We start from the raw sequence: 18386 nt of genomic DNA, 5'->3' as shown, positions 1-18386 counted from the left end.
GCTGATGGCGCGGCTCGGACGGCTCGCGGGTGCCCTGGCGCTCCTCGGAGGGATCGCGGGCGTTCCGGCTCTCGCCCAGACCCCGCTCGCCCAGTCCCCACCTGCGGCCCGCACCGCGCCTCGGCCGGTCACGGCCGTCGCCGCGACGTTCGCCCGCACCTTCGTCCGGCCCGACCTCGCCAGCGCGGCGGTCCGCCTGGAGACCGCGCTGAAGGCGGAGGCCGGGGGCTCGCTCCGGCCCCCCAGCCAGTCCCGCGCCGCCGGTTTGGCCCTGCTCGCCGCCGACAAGCCCGACGAGGCGCTGGCGCCGCTCGCCGCCGCGGTGGCGGCCGACCCGGCCGACGGGCGCAACTGGCTGGCCTACGCCCGCGGGGCCGCGGCGGCCCTGGGCGCGCTCGAGGACAACGACTACCAGGGCCGGTCGCGGCTACGCGGGCGGGTGACGGCCGCCGCCTACCGCGCCTACGAGCGCGCCGGCACGGCCGCCGACGCGGCGGCCTCGCTGGCCGCGCTCGGCGCCGCGGAGGCCGAGCAGGAATCCTGGCGGCCGGCGCTTGACGCCTATGCGGCGAGCCTCGCTTTGGCCGAGAGCGGTCCGGTCCGGGAGACCTACGAGACCCTGCGGGCGGAGCACGGCTTCCGCATCCTCGACTACAAGGTCGATTCCGACGCGGCCGCCCCGCGGGCCTGCTTCACCTTCTCGGAGGCGATCCGGCCCAAGACCGACTACGCGCCGTTCGTCGCCGTCTCGGGCAGCAGCGCGGCCGCCGTGACCGGGGAGGGCGCCCAGGTCTGCGTCGACGGGCTCAAGCACGGCGGCCGCTACGCCATCGTGGTGCGCCAGGGCCTGCCCTCGGCGGTCGGCGAGAGCCTGCTCAAGGCCGCCGACTACGAGATCTACGTCCGCGACCGCGCCCCGCAGGTGCGCTTCACCGGGCGCAACTACGTCCTGCCGCGGACTGGGCAGGCGGGCGTGCCCCTGGTCTCGGTGAACGCGCCGAAGCTCGACGTCGAGGTTCTGCGCATCGGCGACCGCGGCCTGCTGCCGACCCTGCGGTCCGAGGACTTCCTCGGCCAGCTCAGCGGCGCCACCGCCCGGACGATCGCGTCCGAGAAAGGCCAGCGCGTCTGGAAGGGCACCCTCGACACCGCCAAGGCCGAGATCAATCAGGAGGCCGTCACCGCCTTCCCGGTGCTGCAGGCCGTGGGCAAGCTGGAGCCCGGCCTCTACGTGATGCTGGCCCGTCCCTCGGGCACGGCCGCCTCCGACGAGGAGTACGACACCCAGGCGACCCAGTGGTTCGTGGTCTCCGACCTGGGGCTGACCGCCACCAAGGGCCGGGACGGGGTCACCGTGGTCCTGCGCTCGCTCGCCTCCGCGCAGGTGATGCCGGGCGCCGAGATCCGGCTGGTCGCCCGCAACAACGAGGTGCTGGGCACCCGGACCACGGATTCGCAGGGGCACGCCGCCTTCGATCCGGGGCTCGCCCGCGGGGAGGGCGGCCTGGCGCCGAGCCTCGTGGTCGCCCAGGCGGGCGGCGATTACGGCTTCCTCGACCTCAACCTCGGCGCCTTCGACCTCACCGACCGCGGCGTGAAGGGACGGCCCGAGACCGGCGGCCTCGACGCCTACCTGTTCCCGGAGCGCGGGGTCTACCGCACGGGCGAGACCGTCCAGCTCACCGCCCTGCTGCGCGACCCCCGCGGCGCCGCCGTGCCGGACCTGCCGCTGACCCTGGTGGCCAAGCGGCCGGATGGCGTCGAGTACCGGCGCGTCTCGGTGCCCGACCAGGGGCTCGGCGGCCGGTCCCTGCCGCTGCCGCTCCTGTCGGGGGCGATGCACGGCACGTGGCGGGTCTCCGCCTACACGGACCCGAAGGCGCCCGCGATCGGCGAGACCAGCTTCCTCGTGGAGGATTACGTCCCCGAGCGGCTGGAGGTGACCCTCAAGGCGCGTCAGGCGGCCCTGAACCGGGGCGAGGCCGCCCAGGTCGACGTCGCCGCCCGCTACCTCTACGGCGCCCCGGGCGCCGATCTCGACGTGTCGGGCAGCGTCACCGTGCAGGCGGCGGCCACCAGCGGCATCAAGGGGCTGGAGACTTACTCAATCGGTCTCGGCGACGAGGCGGTCGAGCCGGCGACCCAGGAACTGCAGGACCACGCCACCACGAGCGCGCAGGGCGCGGCCACCGTCACGGTGCCGGTGCCGCAGGTGGCGGCGCCGCGGGCGCTGGAGGCGAAGATCACGCTGCCGGTCGGCGAGCCTGGGGGCCGGGCGCTGTCGCGCAGCCTGACCCTGCCGATCCTCCCGGCCAACCCGGTCCTCGCCCTGCGCAAGGGCTTCACCGACCTGAAGGAGGGCGGGATCGCGGGTTTCGACGCGGTGTTCGCGCGCCCCGACGGGGCGCTCCTCGCCCGGCCGGGCGTGAGCTGGACCCTGTCGCGGATCGACTCCTCCTACCAGTGGTACCGGGCGGACGGGCGCTGGTCGTTCGAGGCGGTCAAGTCCGCCCGGCGCGTCGCCAGCGGCACGGTCGACCTCACGGCCGCCGGCCCGAGCCGGATCGAGGCGCCGGTCGGCCTCGGCCGCTACCGGCTGGAGGTCTCGACCGCGGGCGCCCCGGAGGCGACCGCGAGCCTCGGCTTCGAGGTCGGCTGGGGCGGCTCCGATACCGCGGAGGCGCCCGACCTGCTCGACCTGACCCTCGACAGGGCCGCCTACGCGGCCGGCGACACCCTGCGGGCCAAGCTCAGCCCGAAGTTCAAGGGGCAGGCCAGCCTGATGGTCGTCAGCGACCGCGTGCACCAGACCCTGGAGGTCAGCGTGCCGGAGGGCGGCACCACGGTCAGCATCCCGGTGAAGGCCGAGTGGGGCGCCGGCGCCTACCTGGTGGCCACCGCCTACCGGCCCCTCGACCAGGCGGCCAAGCGCCTGCCGGGCCGGGCCCTCGGGCTCGCGTGGTTCTCGGTCGACCGGGAGCGGCGCAGCCTCGGGGTCGCCCTGAAGGCGCCGGAGCGGGCGCGTCCGCGCCAGGACCTGACCGTGCCGCTCCAGCTCACCGGGCTGAAGGCCGGCGAGCCGGCGCGGATCACCGTGGCGCTGGTCGATGTCGGCATCCTCAACCTGACCCGCTACGCGGCGCCGGACCCGACCCAGTACTTCCTCGGCCAGCGGGCGCTCGGGCCGGAGGTCCGCGACCTCTACGGCTACCTGATCGACGGCATGCAGGGCTCGGCCGGGGCGATCCGCTCCGGCGGCGACGCGGGCGGCGGCGAACTCGCCGATTCCCCGCCGACCCAGGCGCCGCTGGCGCTCTATTCCGGAATCGTCACCGTGGGGCCGGACGGCGCGGCCAGCGTGACCTTCCCGATTCCGGCCTTCAACGGCACCGGCCGCGTCATGGTCACCGCCTGGAGCGGTGACCGGGTCGGGCAGGCGCAGGCCGACGTGATCATCCGCGACCCGGTTGTGCTGAGCGCCACACTGCCGCGCTTCCTCGACACCGGCGACCGCTCGCGCCTGTTCGTGGCCCTCGACAACGTCGAGGGGCAGGCGGGCGACTACACGGTCGACCTGAGCCCGACCGGCCCGGTCGTGGTCGGCGCCAGCGCCCTGCGGCAGACGCTGCGGCTGGAGGCCGGCGCCAAGGGCCAGTTCGCGATCCCGCTCACCGCCGCCGGACCGGGCACGGCCCGGCTCGACCTCGCTCTGTCGGGGCCCGGCCTTTCGGCCGCCCTGAACCAGAGCTTCGCCCTGGGGATCTCTCCGGGGACCGGCGCCCTGCTGCGCCGCTCGGTGCGCAGCCTCGCCCCGGGGGCCGGCCTGACGCTGACCTCGGACCTCCTCGCCGACCTGCAGCCGGGGACCGGCAGCGTCTCGCTCTCGGCCACGGCACTACCGGGAGTCGACGTGGCGGCGCTGCTCCGGGCCCTCGACCGCTACCCCTACGGCTGCTCCGAGCAGGTGGTGAGCCGGGCGATGCCGCTCCTCTACGTCAACAAGCTCGCGGCCCTGGAGAAGCTCGCCCTCGACGCGGGCGCGGACGAAAGGGTGCGCGAATCGATCGAGCGCCTGCTCGCCCGCCAGGATTCGAGCGGCGATTTCGGCCTGTGGTCGGCCCAGGGGTCGAGCGATCTCTGGCTCGATGCCTACGTGACCGACTTCCTGACCCGCGCCCGCGAGCGCGGCTTCGCGGTGCCGCAGAAGCCCTTTGCCCAGGCCCTCGACTACCTGCGCAACGCGGTGGCCAATGCCACCGAGGTGCGCAACGGCGGCGCCGACCTCGCCTACGCGGCCTACGTGCTCGCCCGGAACGGCCGGCCGGTGATGGGCGACCTGCGCTACCTCGCCGACACCAAGATCGGCGACTTCTCCTCGGCCCTCGGGCGCGCGCAGCTCGCCGCCGCCCTGGCGCTGCTGGGCGACCGCGGCCGGGCCGCGAAGGCGATGGACTCGGCGCTCACCGTGCTGCGGACCGACCGCGACAAGGGCCTGTACCGCGCCGATTACGGCTCCCGCTTGCGCGACGGCGCCGGGCTGATCACGCTGGCCGCCGAGAGCGGGCTGGCGCAGGGGGCCCTCGGCCCCGCCGCTTCCGTGCTCGGCGAGGAGCAGCAGGCCGAGCGGTCGGCGAGCACGCAGGAAAATGCCTGGATGGTGCTCGCCGCCGAGAGCCTGTCGAACGAGGCGGGCGCGCTGTCGTTCACCCTGGACGGCGCTCCGCAGACCGGCCTGCTGGCCCGGGTCTACCGGGAGGCGGCCCTGGCCGACCGGGGCGTTCAGCTCACCAATACCGGGCGCAGCCCCGTGCAGGTGGCCGTGACCGTCAACGGCAGCCCTCTGGTGCCGGAGCCGGCAGCCCAGCAGGGCTACACGATCGAGCGCAGCTTCCGGCGGCTGGACGGCAGCGTCGCCGACCCGGCGAGCGGCCTGCGCCAGAACGACCGGCTCGTGGTCGTGCTCAAGGTCACCGAGGCCAAGGCGGAAGCGGCGCGGCTCCTGCTGGTCGATCCGCTGCCGGCGGGGCTGGAGATCGACAACCCGAAGCTCCTCGACGCCGACGCGCTCCAGGGGCTCGCCTTCGCCAAGTCCGACGTGCAGCCGGTCCACACCGAGTTCCGGGACGACCGCTTCGTGGCGGCCTACGACCGTGACCCGAGCCAGTCGGCCTTCTTCACCGTGGCCTACACGGTGCGGGCGGTCTCGCCGGGGACCTACGTCCACCCGGGCGCCACCGTGGAGGACATGTACCGGCCGGCGCGGTTCGGCCGGACCGCCTCGGGCAGCGTGACGGTCGGGGCGGCCAAGTAGGGCGGGCGGCGTTCGGACGCTCCGCTCGACGTCGCCCTCCCGTCATCGCGAGCGCAGCGAAGCGACCCAGGGCCAGTCCGCCGTCGCTGAGCGTGGCGCTTCCCAGGATTGCTTCGCTCCGCTCGCAAGGACGGTGGTGCTGAGGCCGTCGTCCGAGCTTGGTGTCGAACGCGAGGGCGCAACCCGCCGGGCCGGGCCGCTGCGTTGCGGCGGGCACATGGTGCACTGCGGAACCCCCGCGAGCGCCCACCCATTGCCCCAGGTCCCGTTCGGAACCCGTGGAGCGATGCCCGATGCCGGACCTCGACGCGCTCGCCGGCTCCGCAGCCCGCGCGCTGGCCTACCTGCCGTGGTGGGCCGAGAGCCTGATCCTCATCGTCGCCTGCTGTGCCGTGGTGATGCCCCTGCACGGGATCGTCTACCGGGCGATGAAGCGGGCGATCGCGGGCAAGAGCCTGTTCTGGCGCTCGCTGGTGTCGCGCACCCGCGGGCCGAGCCGCCTCGGCCTGATCGTGGTGGCGATCAGCCTCGCCTCGACAACCGTGCACCTGTCCTGGGAGGTGCGGATCGCCCTCAACCAGATCCTGCTGGTCGCCTTCGTGACGCTGACCGGCTGGTGCTGCGCCACGGCGCTCCACATCGCCACGGTGATCTACCTGCGCCGGTTCAAGCTCGACGCCGAGGACAACCTCCTGGCGCGCAAGCACTTCACCCAGATGCGGATCCTGGAGCGCGCGGGCGTCACCCTGGTGGCGCTGATCACCCTCTCGGTGGCGCTCATGACCTTCGAGCCGGTGCGCCAGTACGGCGTCAGCCTGCTCGCCTCGGCGGGCGCGGCGGGCCTCGTCCTCGGCCTCGCGATGCAGCCGGTCCTGTCGAACCTCGTGGCCGGCATCCAGATCGCCATCACGCAGCCGATCCGGATCGAGGACGCGATCATCGTCGAGAACGAGTGGGGCTGGGTGGAGGAGATCACCGCGACCTACGTGGTGGTCCGCCTCTGGGACTGGCGCCGGCTGGTCCTGCCGCTGACCTACTTCATCCAGAAGCCGTTCCAGAACTGGACCCGCGACGGCGCCTCGCTGATCGGCAGCGTCTTCCTCTACGTCGATCACCGGGCGCCGGTGGCGGCCATGCGCGAGAAGCTCACGGAGATCGCCAGGGCCACGCCCCTGTGGGACGGCAAGGTGGTCAATCTCCAGGTCTCGGACGCGAAGGAATCGACGATCGAGATCCGGATGCTGGTGAGCGCCCGCAACGCGCCCCAGGCCTGGGACCTGCGCTGCGTGGTCCGCGAGGCGATGATCACGTGGCTCCAGGCCGGGCACCCGGAGGCCCTGCCGCGGCACCGCACGGAATGGGTCGGCACCGAGGAGCCGGCCCTGCGCCGGGCGGAGGAGCGACGGTTCGCGGCGTGAGCCGCACCGTCATCGCCCGCGCAGCGAAGCAAAGACGAATGTCAGTCGTCGGCGCCCGCGTAGAAACTCTCCACGCCGATGCCCTCTTCCTGCATCAGCCGGGCGCGGGCGCGCAGCTTCTCGGTCTCGCTCTTGAGCTGGCCGCAGGCCGCCAGGATGTCCCGGCCCCGGGGCGTGCGCACCGGCGAGGCGTAGCCGGCGTTGAACACGATCTCCGAGAAGCGCTCGATTCGGTCCCAGTCGGAGCACTCGTAGCGGCTGCCCGGCCAGGGGTTGAACGGGATCAGGTTGATCTTGGCCGGGATGCCCTTGAGCAGGCGGACCAGCTCCCGCGCGTCCGCGTCCGAGTCGTTGACGCCCTTCAGCATCACGTACTCGAAGGTGATCCGGCGGGCGTTGCTCAGGCCCGGATAGGCGCGGCAGGCCGCGAGCAGCTCGGCGATCGGGTATTTCCGATTGAGCGGCACCAGCTCGTCGCGCAGGTCATCGCGCACGGCGTGGAGCGAGATCGCCAGCATAGCGTTGGCCTGCTCGCCGAGTCTCGGGATCTGCGGCACGACCCCCGAGGTCGAGACCGTGATCCGGCGGCGGGACAGGCCGAGGCCCTCCTGGTCCGACATGACGCCGACCGCATCGACCACGGCGTCGAGGTTGTAGAGGGGCTCGCCCATGCCCATGAACACGATGTTGGTCACGAGCCGGCCGACCTCGCCGGCGCCGCCCGCGTCGCGGCTCGGCATCTGGCCGGGCCAGTCGCCGAGCTCGTCCCGGGCCGTGACGAGCTGCTGAACGATCTCGGCCGCCGACAGGTTGCGCACGAGGCGCTGCGTGCCGGTGTGGCAGAACGAGCAGGTCAGGGTGCAGCCGACCTGGGAGGACACGCAGAGCGTGCCCCGATCCGGGCCGGGAATGTAGACGCACTCGATCTCAGCGCCGCGATTGTGCTCCTGCCGGTTGGTCGGCGCCATGCGCAGCAGCCACTTGCGGGTGCCGTCGCGGGAGACCTGCCGGCTGGCCACCTCGGGCCGCTCCAGTGTGAAGTGCTCGGCGAGCTGCGCCTTCAGCGCCTTGCCGACATTGGTCATCTCGGCGAAGTCGGACGCCCCGCGGAAATTGACCCAGTGCCAGACCTGGCCGGCGCGCATCCGGCTCTCGCGCTCGGGCACGCCCATGCCGACGAGCTGCGCCTTGAGGGCGTCGCGGGTCAGGCCGACCAGCGAGGGGCGGCGGCCGGGCAGCGCCTCGGGGAGGAAATCGGGCGCCTTCTCGATCGCGGCATCGGCCGCGCGGGCGCTGTCGAGCGACGGCGTCGCCATAGCGTTCAAACGATCCATACGATTGGAAAGGCTCTGATATAGGCGATCGCGGCGGCGAATGCGAATGCGCACCGCCCACAGGGGCCCTGACGGAGAGCCATGGCGACCGACACCCGAGCCGGACAGGCGATCTACAACCCGCGGACGCTGCAGATCTACGACCTCGTCGTGCTGCGCCTGTCGAATCCGCTGATCTGGCGCTGTCCCACGGCGCGGATCCTGGATCTCTACGACCGGCACGCCGGCCTCGCGCATCTCGATGTCGGAGTCGGGACCGGCTGGTATCTCGACCGCTGCCGCTTCCCCACGCCCGCACCCCGCGTTGGCCTGATGGACCTCAACGCTGACAGCCTCGCCTTCGCGGCCGACCGGATCGCGCGCTACCGGCCCGAGACCTACCGGGTCGACGTGCTCGGCGCCCCGGCCACCGGCATTGCGCCGTTCGATTCGATCGGGATGACCTATCTGCTGCACTGCCTGCCGGGTGACATCGCCGCGAAGGCGAAGGCTTTCGACACGGTGCGTCCGTGCCTGGCTGACGACGGCGTGGTGTTCGGCGCCACGATCCTGTCGGGCGGCGTCCCGACCACGGGTGCGGCGCGGGCACTGATGCGGGTCTACAACCGCAAGGGGGTGTTCTCGAACGCCGCCGACACCCTGCCGGACCTGCGCGCGGCGCTGGAGCGGCGCTTCCGGTCGGTGGAGATCACGGTCGTCGGCTGCGTCGCCCTGTTCGTGGCACGGGAGCCGCGCTGATACGGCCCCCGTCTTTGCGAGCGCAGCGAAGCAATCCAGGGCGGCGCGAGCTCGGCAGGCGTGGCGCCGCTGGGTTGCTTCGCTCCGCTCGCAAAGACGAGCATGAAAAAGGGCGCCCGCAGGCGCCCTCATCCATGGTGCCAAGTCCCAAAAGAATCAGGCGGCGGCGGTCTTCACCGGCACGCCCTTCTCGGACAGGAAGGTCTGCAGCTCGCCCGACTGGAACATCTCGCGGGTGATGTCGCAGCCACCGACGAACTCGCCCTTCACGTAGATCTGCGGGATGGTCGGCCAGTTGGAGAAGGCCTTGATGCCCTCGCGGATCTCCTGGTCGGCCAGGACGTTCACGCCCTTGAACGGCACGCCGAGGTAGTTGAGGATCTGCACCACCTGCCCCGAGAAGCCGCATTGCGGCATCTGCGGCGTGCCCTTCATGAACACCACCACGTCCTGGGAGGCGATCTCGTTCTGGATGGTCGTGTTGACGTCGGTCATCGCTCTGTCCTTGCTTGTCTGGTGTATGTGAGGCCTGAATCAGCGGCGCGCAACCGATGTGGCGATCGTGCGGAGCGCGCTCTCTATGTCGAAAGTCTCGGTCAGAAGGTCCTCAGGACGAATAGGGCAGGCCTCCGGCAGCCCCGGAAGCAGCGCGTTCCCGTAGGCACCGAGACCAGCCTCGGCAGCCGTGACAGCGGATTTCCAGATCCTGTTCCAGTTCAGCCTTTGCCGCATCGACGCTTCGTAGGCGTTCCAGGCGGTGATCTGGAAGGTCGCGATCTCCTCCCGCCAGTGCAGGCTGGCTGGCGCAAGCGGGGCGGACGCGCGCTTGAGGAGGTGGGCGAGCGTCTGGATCAGCAGCCCTTCGACGGCCCGCAGATGCGAACGCCCCACGCTCTCGATCTCCTCGGCGACGTTCTGCCAGTCGACCGCGTTCGACAGGTCAGGCCGCTCGGCGAGCGCGCGCAGGGCCGCCGCCTGCTCCTCGGCCCAGGTCACGATGTCGTCGTCGTAGAGACTCGGTCGGTCCATCGGGAGAACTCCCGCGCGAAGGCTCAATCCTGCGGGACACCCGTGGTCAGCGCAAGGGCGTGGAGCACGCCGCCCATCCGGCCCTGGAGGGCGCCGTAGACCATCTGGTGCTGCGCCACCCGGGTCTTGCCCTTGAAGGCAGCCGACAGGACGGTGGCGGCGTAGTGGTCGCCGTCGCCCGCGAGGTCGCGGATCTCCACCTGCGCGTCCGGCAGGGCCTCGCGGATCATGCGCTCGATCTCGCCCGCATCCATCGGCATCGGGAAACTCCTTACGGGGAACAGGGCTCAGGCGGCGGGCGCGGCCGGCTGGCTCGCCATGTAGTCGGGCAGCCAGCCCTCGTGCGCCGCTGTCAGGTCGGCGAGCGATATGGTCTCGCCGCCCGGCAGGGTCAAACGGTCTGAGCCGGTGACACCGACCGAGGCTGCCGCCACGCCCTGGGCCGCGGCGGCCGAGAGGAGATCGGTGGCCGCCTCCGGCCGTACCGCCAGCAGGTAGCGGCCCTGGTCCTCGCCGAACAGATAGGCGTGGGGCGGCAGGTCCACCGGCACGTCGGAGAGCGCCGCCCCGAGCCCGCCCGCCATGGCCATCTCGGCGAGCGCGACGGCGAGGCCACCATCCGCGAGGTCATGGACCGTGTCGACGGTGCCCGCCTGGATCAGGCCGCGGACGAAATCGCCGTTGCGGCGCTCCAGCGCGAGGTCGACGGGCGGCGGTGCGCCCTCCTCGCGGCCCTCGATCACCGAGAGATAGGCCGACTGGCCGAGCCAGCCCTCGCTGGCGCCGATCAGCACCAGCACGTCGCCCTCGCGCTTGAGGGCGATGGTCGCGTGGCGCGCCACGTCGCCGAGCACGCCAACGCCGCCGATGGTCGGGGTCGGCAGGATGCCGACGCCGTTGGTCTCGTTGTAGAGCGAGACGTTGCCCGACACGACCGGGAAGTCGAGAGCCCGGCAGGCCTCGCCGATGCCCTGGAGGCAGCCGACGAGCTGGCCCATCACCTCCGGCTTCTCGGGATTGCCGAAGTTCAGGTTGTCGGTGATGGCCAGCGGCTTGGCCCCGACAGCCGTGATGTTGCGCCACGCCTCGGCCACGGCCTGCCGGCCGCCCTCGACCGGGTCGGCCTCGCAGTAGCGCGGGGTCACATCGCAGGTGAGAGCGAGGCCCTTCGGCCCGTCCTCGACCCGCACGATCGCGGCGTCGCCGCCGGGCTTCTGCACGGTGTTGCCCAGAATGAAGTGGTCGTACTGCTCGAAGACCCAGCGCTTCGAGGCAAGGTCGGGGGAGCCGACGAGGCGCTTCAGCACATCGGTCAGCGAGGCCGGGGCCGGCACCGCGGCGGCCGCGATCACCGGCTGGTGGGTGTTGGCCAGATGCGGTCGGTCGTAGAGCGGCGCCTCGTCGCCCAGCTCCTTGATCGGCAGGTCGGCCACGGTCTCGCCGTGCCACTTGATGACGAAGCGGAGCGTGTCGGTGGTCCGGCCGATCACCGCGAAGTCGAGCCCCCACTTCACGAAGATCGCCTCTGCCTCGGCCTCCATGCCGGGCTTGAGCACCATGAGCATGCGCTCCTGGCTCTCCGAGAGCATCATCTCGTAGGGAGTCATGCCCTCTTCGCGGGCCGGCACCTTATCGATGTCGAGCTCGACGCCGAGGTCGCCCTTGGCGCCCATCTCCACCGCCGAGCAGGTGAGCCCCGCCGCGCCCATGTCCTGAATGGCGATGACCGCGCCCGAGGCCATCAGCTCCAGGCAGGCCTCCAGCAGCAGCTTCTCGGCGAAGGGATCGCCGACCTGCACGGTCGGGCGCTTCGACTCGGAGGCCTCGTCGAACTCGGCCGACGCCATGGTGGCGCCGTGGATGCCGTCGCGTCCGGTCTTGGAGCCGAGATAGACGATCGGGTTCCCGACGCCGGCCGCGGCCGCGTAGAAGATGCCGTCGGTGCGGGCGAGTCCCACCGCCATGGCGTTGACCAGGATGTTGCCGTCGTAGCGCCTGTGGAAGCCGGTCAGGCCGCCGACGGTCGGCACGCCGAAGGAATTGCCGTAGCCGCCGACGCCCGCGACCACGCCGGAGACGAGGCTGCGGGTGCGCGGGTGGTCCGGAGAGCCGAAGCGCAGGGCGTTCAGCGCCGCGATCGGCCGCGCGCCCATCGTGAAGACGTCGCGCAGGATGCCGCCCACGCCGGTCGCCGCGCCCTGGTAGGGCTCGATGTAGCTCGGGTGGTTGTGGCTCTCCATCTTGAAGACGCAGGCGTGGCCGTCGCCGATGTCGATGACGCCCGCGTTCTCGCCCGGCCCCTGGATCACCCACGGCGCCGAGGTCGGCAGCCCGCGCAGGTGCTTGCGGGAGGACTTGTAGGAACAGTGCTCGTTCCACATGGCCGAGACGATGCCGAGCTCGGTCAGCGTCGGGTCGCGCCCGATCAGGCCGCGGAAACGCGCGTACTCGTCCGGCGTCAGGCCGTGCTGGGCCACGAGCTCGGGGGTGATCGGAACGTCGTTGCGGAACATGCGGCGGTCTCGGCGAAGGCGGTCCGGGAGCCCGACAGGACCCACGACCCGATACGCGACCCGGACCGGGCGGCGTGCGGCGGCTGCGACGGATTAGTGCGTTCCACCACTGCGTTGCAATACGCCGGCAATCCCGGGCGTGTACGGATGCCGGTCACGCCGCCGGCGGATGGGCCAGAAAATCGGCGATCGCCGCCACGAACTTGTCGCCGTAGGCCTCGCGCTTGCGCTCGCCGACCCCATGCACGGTGCGCAAGGCCCAGAGATCGACGGGCTTCTGGCGGGCCATCTCGATCAGGGTCCGGTCGGGGAAGACCATGAAGGCCGCGATGCCTTCGCCCCGGGCTATTGTGGCGCGCAGGCCGCGCAGGTGCTGGAACAGCGCCTCGTCGGTCTCCGACAGCGCGATCTCGCCGTCCTCGCGGGGCGCGGCACGGCGGCGCTCGCGGGATTCGGCCTTCGGCTCAGGATCGGGGCGAAGCTGGACCGGCTCACGCCCGAACAGGATCGCCTCGCCCTTCTCGGTCATGGACAGGCCGCCGTAGCCGTCGGCATTCTCCGCGATCGCTCCGGCGGCGAAGAGCTGGCGCAGGATCGCCCGCCACGCCGCCACCGGCTTGTCGGCCCCGACCCCGAAGGTCTTGAGGCTCGCGTGGCCGTTGCGGCGGATCTGCTCGCTCTCCTTCCCGTGGACCACGTCGCAAATGTAGGCTGCGCCGAAGCGCTGGCCGGTGCGCACGATCGCCGAGAGGATCTTCTGGGCCGCGACCGTGCCGTCCACCAGGGTGACGCCGCCGCGGCACAGGTCGCAGCGGCCGCAAGCGCCGCTCGCCTCGCCGAAATAGGCGAGCAGCGACTGGCGCCGGCAATTGGCCCCCTCGCATAGGGTGATCATCGCCTCGAGCTTGCGCCGCTCGACCCGGCGGCGCTCGTCGGAGATCTCCTTCTCGTCGATCTGCCGGCGGCGGAGCGCCATGTCGCCGAGGCCGTAGAGGGTCAGCGTGTCGGCCGGCAGCCCGTCGCGGCCGGCGCGGCCGATCTCCTGATAGTAGCCCTCGACGTTGTTGGGCATGTCGGCGTGGCAGACGAAGCGCACGTCCGGCTTGTTGATGCCCATGCCGAACGCGACGGTGGCGGTCATCACCACCCCGTCCTCCTGCAGGAACCGGTCCTGGTTCCGCATCCGCGTCGCCTGGTCGAGGCCGGCATGGTAGGGCAGGGCGTCGAAGCCGTCCTTCCGGAGGGTCTCGGCGAGCTGCTCGGTGCGCTTACGCGACGAGCAGTAGATGATCCCGCTCTCCGCCCTTCGGTGCTTCAGGAACCGCTCGATCTGCCGGGCCGGGTTGTCCTTGGGCTGGAAGGTCAGCCGGATGTTCGGCCGGTCGAAGGAATGGACGAAGATCTTCGGCGGGCGCCCTTGTGGGAACAGCCGCTCGGCGATCTCGGCGCGGGTCGCGGCGTCGGCGGTGGCGGTGAGCGCCAGGGTCTGGACGTTGCCCAGCGTCGTCCGGGCACGGGCGATCTCCCGGTACTCGGGCCGGAAATCGTGGCCCCATTGCGAGACGCAGTGCGCCTCGTCCACGGCGAGCCGCCGGACGCCGGCCCCGCGTAGGGCCTCAATGCAGCCGTCCATCAGCAGGCGCTCGGGGGAGACGAACAGCAGCCGCAGGTCGCCCGAGCGCAGGCTGCGCCAGGTCTCGCGGGACTCGGCTTCCGCCACCGTCGAGTTGAGGGTCGCGGCCTGGATGCCGACGCTCCTCATCTGCTGCACCTGATCGTGCATCAGCGCGATCAGCGGCGAGACCACCACGGTCAGCCCCGGGTCGACCAGAGCCGGAAGCTGGTAGGTCATCGACTTGCCCGAGCCCGTAGGCATCACGGCGAACACGTCGGCGCCGTCGAGCACCGCGCCGATCACCTCGTCCTGGCCGGGCCGGAAATCCTCGTAGCCGAACGTCTTCTTCAGAGCGGCGCGGGCCTCATCGAGGCGGGTCATCGGGATCCTTGGTCGGAGTTCTGGCCGCCCTTGCGGCAGGGGTGTGTAGACACTAGCCTCCCCGTGTCTACACGGGGGCCGCCATGCCGCTCAACATCCGCAGCGAAGAGGTGAATCAGCTGGCCGAGAAGCTGGCATCGCGGGCCGGCGTGAGCAAGACCGAGGCGGTGCGACTCGCGCTCACGAACGAGCTGGCGCGGCAAAACGCGGAGCGTGAGACTTTCCTGGAGCGGGTCAAGCAGATCCAGGACAGGTTGGCATCCTACCCGTCGGCGAGCCTCAAGGCGGATAAGGCCTTCTACGACAGCCTGAACGGCGAGTGATGTTCGCCGACGCGTCTGCCATCGTGGCGATCGTCGCCGGCGAGCCGGGACATCGTGCGCTCTTAGATCGGTTGTGCGACGGTTCCGTGCGGCTCACGAGCGGCGTCGCCGTCTACGAGGCGGTGCTCGCCATCGGCCGGCTCCAAACCGTCCCACCCGAAGTCGCGGAACAGATCGTGGACGATTTCCTGGACGCCGCCGGCGTCACGCGGGTCCCGATCGCCGAAGCGGAGACGCGCCTCGCCCTCGCGGCCCACACCCGCTATGGCAAGGGGCGCCACGCGGCGCGCCTGACCCTCGGTGACTGCTTCGCTTATGCCTGCGCGCAGGTTCACGGCGTGCCGCTGCTCTCCGTCGGCGACGATTTCCCGCAGACCGACATCCGCTCGGCCCTCAGCTGACCGCCCCATCCGCATCGGATGTCGAATCGCGGCACCCTCGTCTTTGCGAACGAATCGAAGCAATCCAGTAGCGCCCCAGCCAGTCAGGTCGCGCCGCCCTGGATCACTTCGCTGCGCTCGTGATAACGGCGAGCGGGGCCTCAGCCGCCGTGGAACTCGGCCACGTGCTGGGCCACGATCGCGTCGAACGACGCGTCCGCCCGGAAGCCCAGGGCTAGCGCCGCCTCCGGCTCGAACGCCTCCGGCCAGGAGCCGACGATCCGCGCGATGGTGGCATCGGGCGCGCGCCGGATCAGCGCCACGGCCTTGTCGCCCGCCGCGCGCCGCAGGGCCTCGATCTCCTCCGCCACCGTTGCCGAGACACCCGGCATAGTCAGGCTGATCCGCGGGCCGATCGCCGCGAGGTCGAGCCCGGCGGCGTGGATGAGAAAGCCCACCGCCGCCGCGGGACTGGCGAACCAGTGCCGCACCGTGTCGGGCACCGGCAGGATCGCCTCCTGGCCGGCCAGCGGCTCGCGGATGATACCCGAGAAGAAGCCCGAGGCCGCCTTGTTGGGCTTGCCCGGCCGCACGCAGATCGTCGGCAGGCGCAGGCCGATCCCGTCGAGGAAGCCGCGGCGCGCGTAGTCGGCGAGCATCAGCTCGCCCATGGCCTTCTGGACCCCATACGAGGAGGCCGGGCGCAGGATGTGATCGTCGGGGATCACCTTGGGGAAGGGCGGCCCGAACACCGCGAGGGAGGAGGTGAAGACCAGCTTCGGCCGGTAGCCGTCCGCCGCGTTGGCCGCGCGGATCGCGTCGAGGAGCAGGCGGGTGCCGTCGAGGTTGACCCGGTAGCCGAGCTCGAGGTTGGCCTCGGCCTCGCCGGAGACCACGGCGGCGAGGTGGAAGATCACCCCCGGTCGCTCGGCGATGGCGGCCTCAGCGGCGCCGGGCGCCGTGAGGTCGGCGGCCTCGGCCCGCACCGTGCCGGAGAAACCCTCCGGCGCCGCGGGCGGTACCACGTCGAGCAGGGTGAGGGCGGTGAGCGTCTGCCCGCCGACCCGGCCGTCCTTCACCAGAGCGTCCACGAGGCGGCGGCCGATCATGCCGGCGGCGCCGAGAATCAGGGCGTGCATGGAAATCCTCCCGTCGGGTTGTGCGGTTTCAGCGCATCACCCCGGAACCGGAACCGGGGCGATGCGCTCATTCTCTGGTTCCGCATCATCTTCTTCCGAAAGCCGGAAGCCACCTTTCTGGATGATGCTTAGGCCATCATGTCGAGGGCGCGGCCGAAGAAGTCAGGGCCGCCGAAATTGCCGGATTTCAGGGCGAGCAGCATCGGCTCGGGCCGGCCGGCGGTGCGCAGCACGGGCACGCCCGCCGCGATCTCCGGCCCGAGCAGGAAGGCGGTGAGCCCGAGCCGGTCGACCACTGCGCCGGAGGTTTCGCCGCCCGCGACCACGAGCCGGCGTACGCCGCGGGCGACGAGGCCCTCTGCGATGGCGGCCAGGGCGGCCTCGATGGCGTGACCGGCGGCATCGACGCCGTGGGCGGCCTGGAGCGCGCGCACCGACTCGGGCGGGGCCGAGGTGGCGATCAGCACCGGACCGGAGGAAAGGCGCTCCTCCGCGAAGGCCAGGGCCTCCGCCACCACGTCGTCGCCCGCGAGCAGCCGCGCCGGGTCGAGGCGCAGCACCGGCATGATCGCCTCGGCGGCGGCGACCTGCTGGAGCGTCGCCTGCGAGCAGCTTCCGGCGAGGCATGCGGAGGCTCCACCCACCGGCTCGCCGACTGCCGCTCCGGCAGCGTCCGTCGTGCCGCGCCCGTCGGCGACCAGGGCCCGTGCGAGGCCGAGGCCGAGGCCGGAGGCCCCGACCGAGAATTGCCGGTCGATGATCGCCCGGCCGAGCACTTCGAGGTCGCTGTCGAAGATCGCGTCCGCGATGGCGGCGCCCTTGCCCTCGGCGGCCAATGCGTCGAGGCGGGCAGCCACGGCCTCCGCGCCCCGGGCGACCGTGGCGGTGTCGATCAGGCCGACCGGGCTGCCGCTCTGGCGCCCGAGCACGCGCACGAGGTTGGCGTCGCGCATGGGGTTGAGCGGGTGGTCCTTCAGCGGGCTCTCGTTCAGCGGCACCGCGCCCACGAACAGGTTGCCCTGGTAGACGCTCCGCCCCGTCTCGGGAAAGGCGGGGGTGACCAGCGCGATGGTCTCGCCGGCCTCCGCCCGCAGGGCGTCCATCACGGGTCCGATATTACCTGCATCGGTCGAGTCGAAGGTCGAGCAGACCTTGAACATCACGTGGGCGGCGCCCCGGGCTCGCAGCCACGCTTCCGCCTCGCGGGAGCGCGCCACCGCCTGGTCGGCCGGAATCGAGCGGCTTTTCAGCGCCACCACGACCGCGTCCGCCTCCGGCAGGGCGCGGCCCTCCTCAGGCACGCCGATAGTCTGGATCGTGCGCAGGCCCGCCTTCGTCAACGTATTGGCGAGGTCCGAGGCGCCCGTGTAATCGTCGGCGACACAGCCCAGTGCTAGGCTCATCGTGCGCTCTCCTTGTAGGCGGCAAGCCAGCCGAGGCCCGCGACGGTCTCGGCGGCCGGAATGTACTCGCAGCCGACGAAGCCGGCGTAGCCGAGCCGGTCCAGCTCGTCGAACAGGAAGAAGTCGGCCATCTCGCCGGTGCCGGGCTCGTGCCGCTCGGGCACGCTCGCGGTCTGAACGTGGCCGATGATCGGCATCAGGGCGCGCAGCCGCATGGTCACGTCGCCGTGCAGGATCTGGCAATGGTAGAGGTCGAACTGGAGCTTCAGGTTCGGCAGCGCGAGGTCGCGGATCAGGTCGGCGGCCCGGCCGAAATCGTTGAGGAAGTAGCCCGGCATGTTCCGGCCGTTGATCGGCTCCAGGACGAGGTCGAGACCGGCAGGCGCCAGCCGCTCCGCCGTCCAGATCACGGCCCTGCGGTAAGCTTCGGCAGCGCGCGGGTCATCGTGGGGCGCGAGGCCTGCCATCAGGTGGAGCCGGCCGACGCCGGTCGCCTCGGCGTAGCGGAGCGCGGTGTCGACACCGGCCTTCAGCTCGTCGAAGCGTTCAGGAAACGCCGCCAGACCACGCTCACCCTTGGTGAAATCGCCCGGTGGCAGGTTGAACAGCGCCTGGGTCAGGCCGTTGGCCCGGAGCCGCTCGCCGATGGCCTCCGGCGGATGCTCGTAGGGGAACAGGAATTCGACGGCGTCGAACCCGGCCCGGGAAGCGGCCTCGAACCGGTCGAGGAACGGCACCTCGTTGAACATCAGGCTCAGGTTGGCGGCAAAGCGCGGCATTCTTCTGGGACTCCCTGCCCGAT

The 18386-nt window shown here is 71.6% G+C and carries 14 protein-coding genes; 5 read left to right on the top strand and 9 right to left on the bottom strand.

Features of this window, described 5'->3' with window-relative positions; translation table 11 throughout:
- Positions 1 to 4: 4 nt before the first annotated feature.
- Entirely contained in the window at positions 5 to 5311 is a 5307-nt protein-coding gene (locus tag M6G65_RS10520) for an alpha-2-macroglobulin family protein (RefSeq protein WP_250103907.1), read from the top strand.
- Positions 5312 to 5604: 293 nt separating this feature from the next.
- Positions 5605 to 6729: a mechanosensitive ion channel family protein gene (locus tag M6G65_RS10515; protein ID WP_238196623.1), complete on the top strand. Its 1125-nt coding sequence runs from the start codon at positions 5605 to 5607 to the stop codon at positions 6727 to 6729.
- Positions 6730 to 6770: 41 nt separating this feature from the next.
- On the opposite strand, the gene rlmN is transcribed toward M6G65_RS10515, so the two are convergent.
- Complete coding sequence (rlmN, locus tag M6G65_RS10510; protein WP_238196622.1) at positions 6771 to 8045, bottom strand: dual-specificity RNA methyltransferase RlmN; 1275 nt, start codon at positions 8043 to 8045, stop codon at positions 6771 to 6773.
- A 99-nt stretch (positions 8046 to 8144) separates the two neighbouring features.
- Between rlmN and M6G65_RS10505 the strand changes: the two genes are divergently transcribed.
- The gene (locus M6G65_RS10505; RefSeq protein WP_238196621.1) at positions 8145 to 8801 is read left to right on the top strand and encodes a class I SAM-dependent methyltransferase; all 657 of its coding nucleotides are present in this window, start codon (positions 8145 to 8147) and stop codon (positions 8799 to 8801) included.
- Positions 8802 to 8957: 156 nt separating this feature from the next.
- Here M6G65_RS10505 and grxD read toward each other — a convergent pair whose 3' ends face one another.
- The 5 genes from grxD to recQ form a co-directional block, all read right to left on the bottom strand.
- Positions 8958 to 9296, bottom strand: coding sequence for a Grx4 family monothiol glutaredoxin (grxD, locus tag M6G65_RS10500; protein ID WP_012318124.1), 339 nt, complete (start codon positions 9294 to 9296; stop codon positions 8958 to 8960).
- A 39-nt stretch (positions 9297 to 9335) separates the two neighbouring features.
- Positions 9336 to 9797: a DUF29 domain-containing protein gene (locus M6G65_RS10495; RefSeq protein ID WP_238196620.1), complete on the bottom strand. Its 462-nt coding sequence runs from the start codon at positions 9795 to 9797 to the stop codon at positions 9336 to 9338.
- Between the two features lie 56 nt (positions 9798 to 9853).
- Positions 9854 to 10090 carry a BolA family protein gene (locus M6G65_RS10490; RefSeq protein ID WP_007568343.1) on the bottom strand — a complete coding sequence of 79 codons (237 nt, stop codon included), beginning with the start codon at positions 10088 to 10090 and terminating at the stop codon, positions 9854 to 9856.
- Positions 10091 to 10117: 27 nt separating this feature from the next.
- Positions 10118 to 12343, bottom strand: coding sequence for a phosphoribosylformylglycinamidine synthase subunit PurL (gene purL / locus M6G65_RS10485; protein WP_250103906.1), 2226 nt, complete (start codon positions 12341 to 12343; stop codon positions 10118 to 10120).
- A 154-nt stretch (positions 12344 to 12497) separates the two neighbouring features.
- On the bottom strand, positions 12498 to 14339 hold the full coding sequence (recQ, locus tag M6G65_RS10480) for a DNA helicase RecQ (RefSeq protein ID WP_250103905.1): 1842 nt from the start codon (positions 14337 to 14339) through the stop codon (positions 12498 to 12500).
- Positions 14340 to 14422: 83 nt separating this feature from the next.
- Between recQ and M6G65_RS10475 the strand changes: the two genes are divergently transcribed.
- Both M6G65_RS10475 and M6G65_RS10470 read left to right on the top strand, forming a co-directional pair.
- A complete protein-coding gene (locus tag M6G65_RS10475; RefSeq protein WP_250103904.1) occupies positions 14423 to 14662 on the top strand; it encodes a type II toxin-antitoxin system VapB family antitoxin in 240 nt (79 codons plus the stop codon).
- The gene (locus tag M6G65_RS10470; RefSeq protein WP_250103903.1) at positions 14662 to 15063 is read left to right on the top strand and encodes a type II toxin-antitoxin system VapC family toxin; all 402 of its coding nucleotides are present in this window, start codon (positions 14662 to 14664) and stop codon (positions 15061 to 15063) included. Before M6G65_RS10475 ends, M6G65_RS10470 begins: the two co-directional genes overlap by 1 nt.
- Before the next feature lie 140 nt (positions 15064 to 15203).
- Here M6G65_RS10470 and denD read toward each other — a convergent pair whose 3' ends face one another.
- The 3 genes from denD to otnI all read right to left on the bottom strand — a co-directional run bounded on the left by denD (position 15204) and on the right by otnI (position 18363).
- Positions 15204 to 16181, bottom strand: coding sequence for a D-erythronate dehydrogenase (gene denD, locus M6G65_RS10465; protein WP_238196615.1), 978 nt, complete (start codon positions 16179 to 16181; stop codon positions 15204 to 15206).
- Between the two features lie 128 nt (positions 16182 to 16309).
- Positions 16310 to 17584 carry a 3-oxo-tetronate kinase gene (otnK, locus tag M6G65_RS10460; RefSeq protein ID WP_238196614.1) on the bottom strand — a complete coding sequence of 425 codons (1275 nt, stop codon included), beginning with the start codon at positions 17582 to 17584 and terminating at the stop codon, positions 16310 to 16312.
- Positions 17581 to 18363 (bottom strand): 2-oxo-tetronate isomerase, encoded by a 783-nt coding sequence (otnI, locus tag M6G65_RS10455; RefSeq protein ID WP_238196613.1) that lies wholly within the window; start codon positions 18361 to 18363, stop codon positions 17581 to 17583. The genes otnK and otnI overlap by 4 nt, the downstream gene beginning before the upstream one ends.
- Between the last annotated feature and the right edge of the window lie 23 nt (positions 18364 to 18386).

It is taken from the genome of Methylobacterium tardum, assembly GCF_023546765.1.
Taxonomy (GTDB): domain Bacteria; phylum Pseudomonadota; class Alphaproteobacteria; order Rhizobiales; family Beijerinckiaceae; genus Methylobacterium; species Methylobacterium tardum.
Note: the sequence above shows the minus strand (reverse complement) of the source record. Positions and strands in the feature narration are given on the sequence as shown.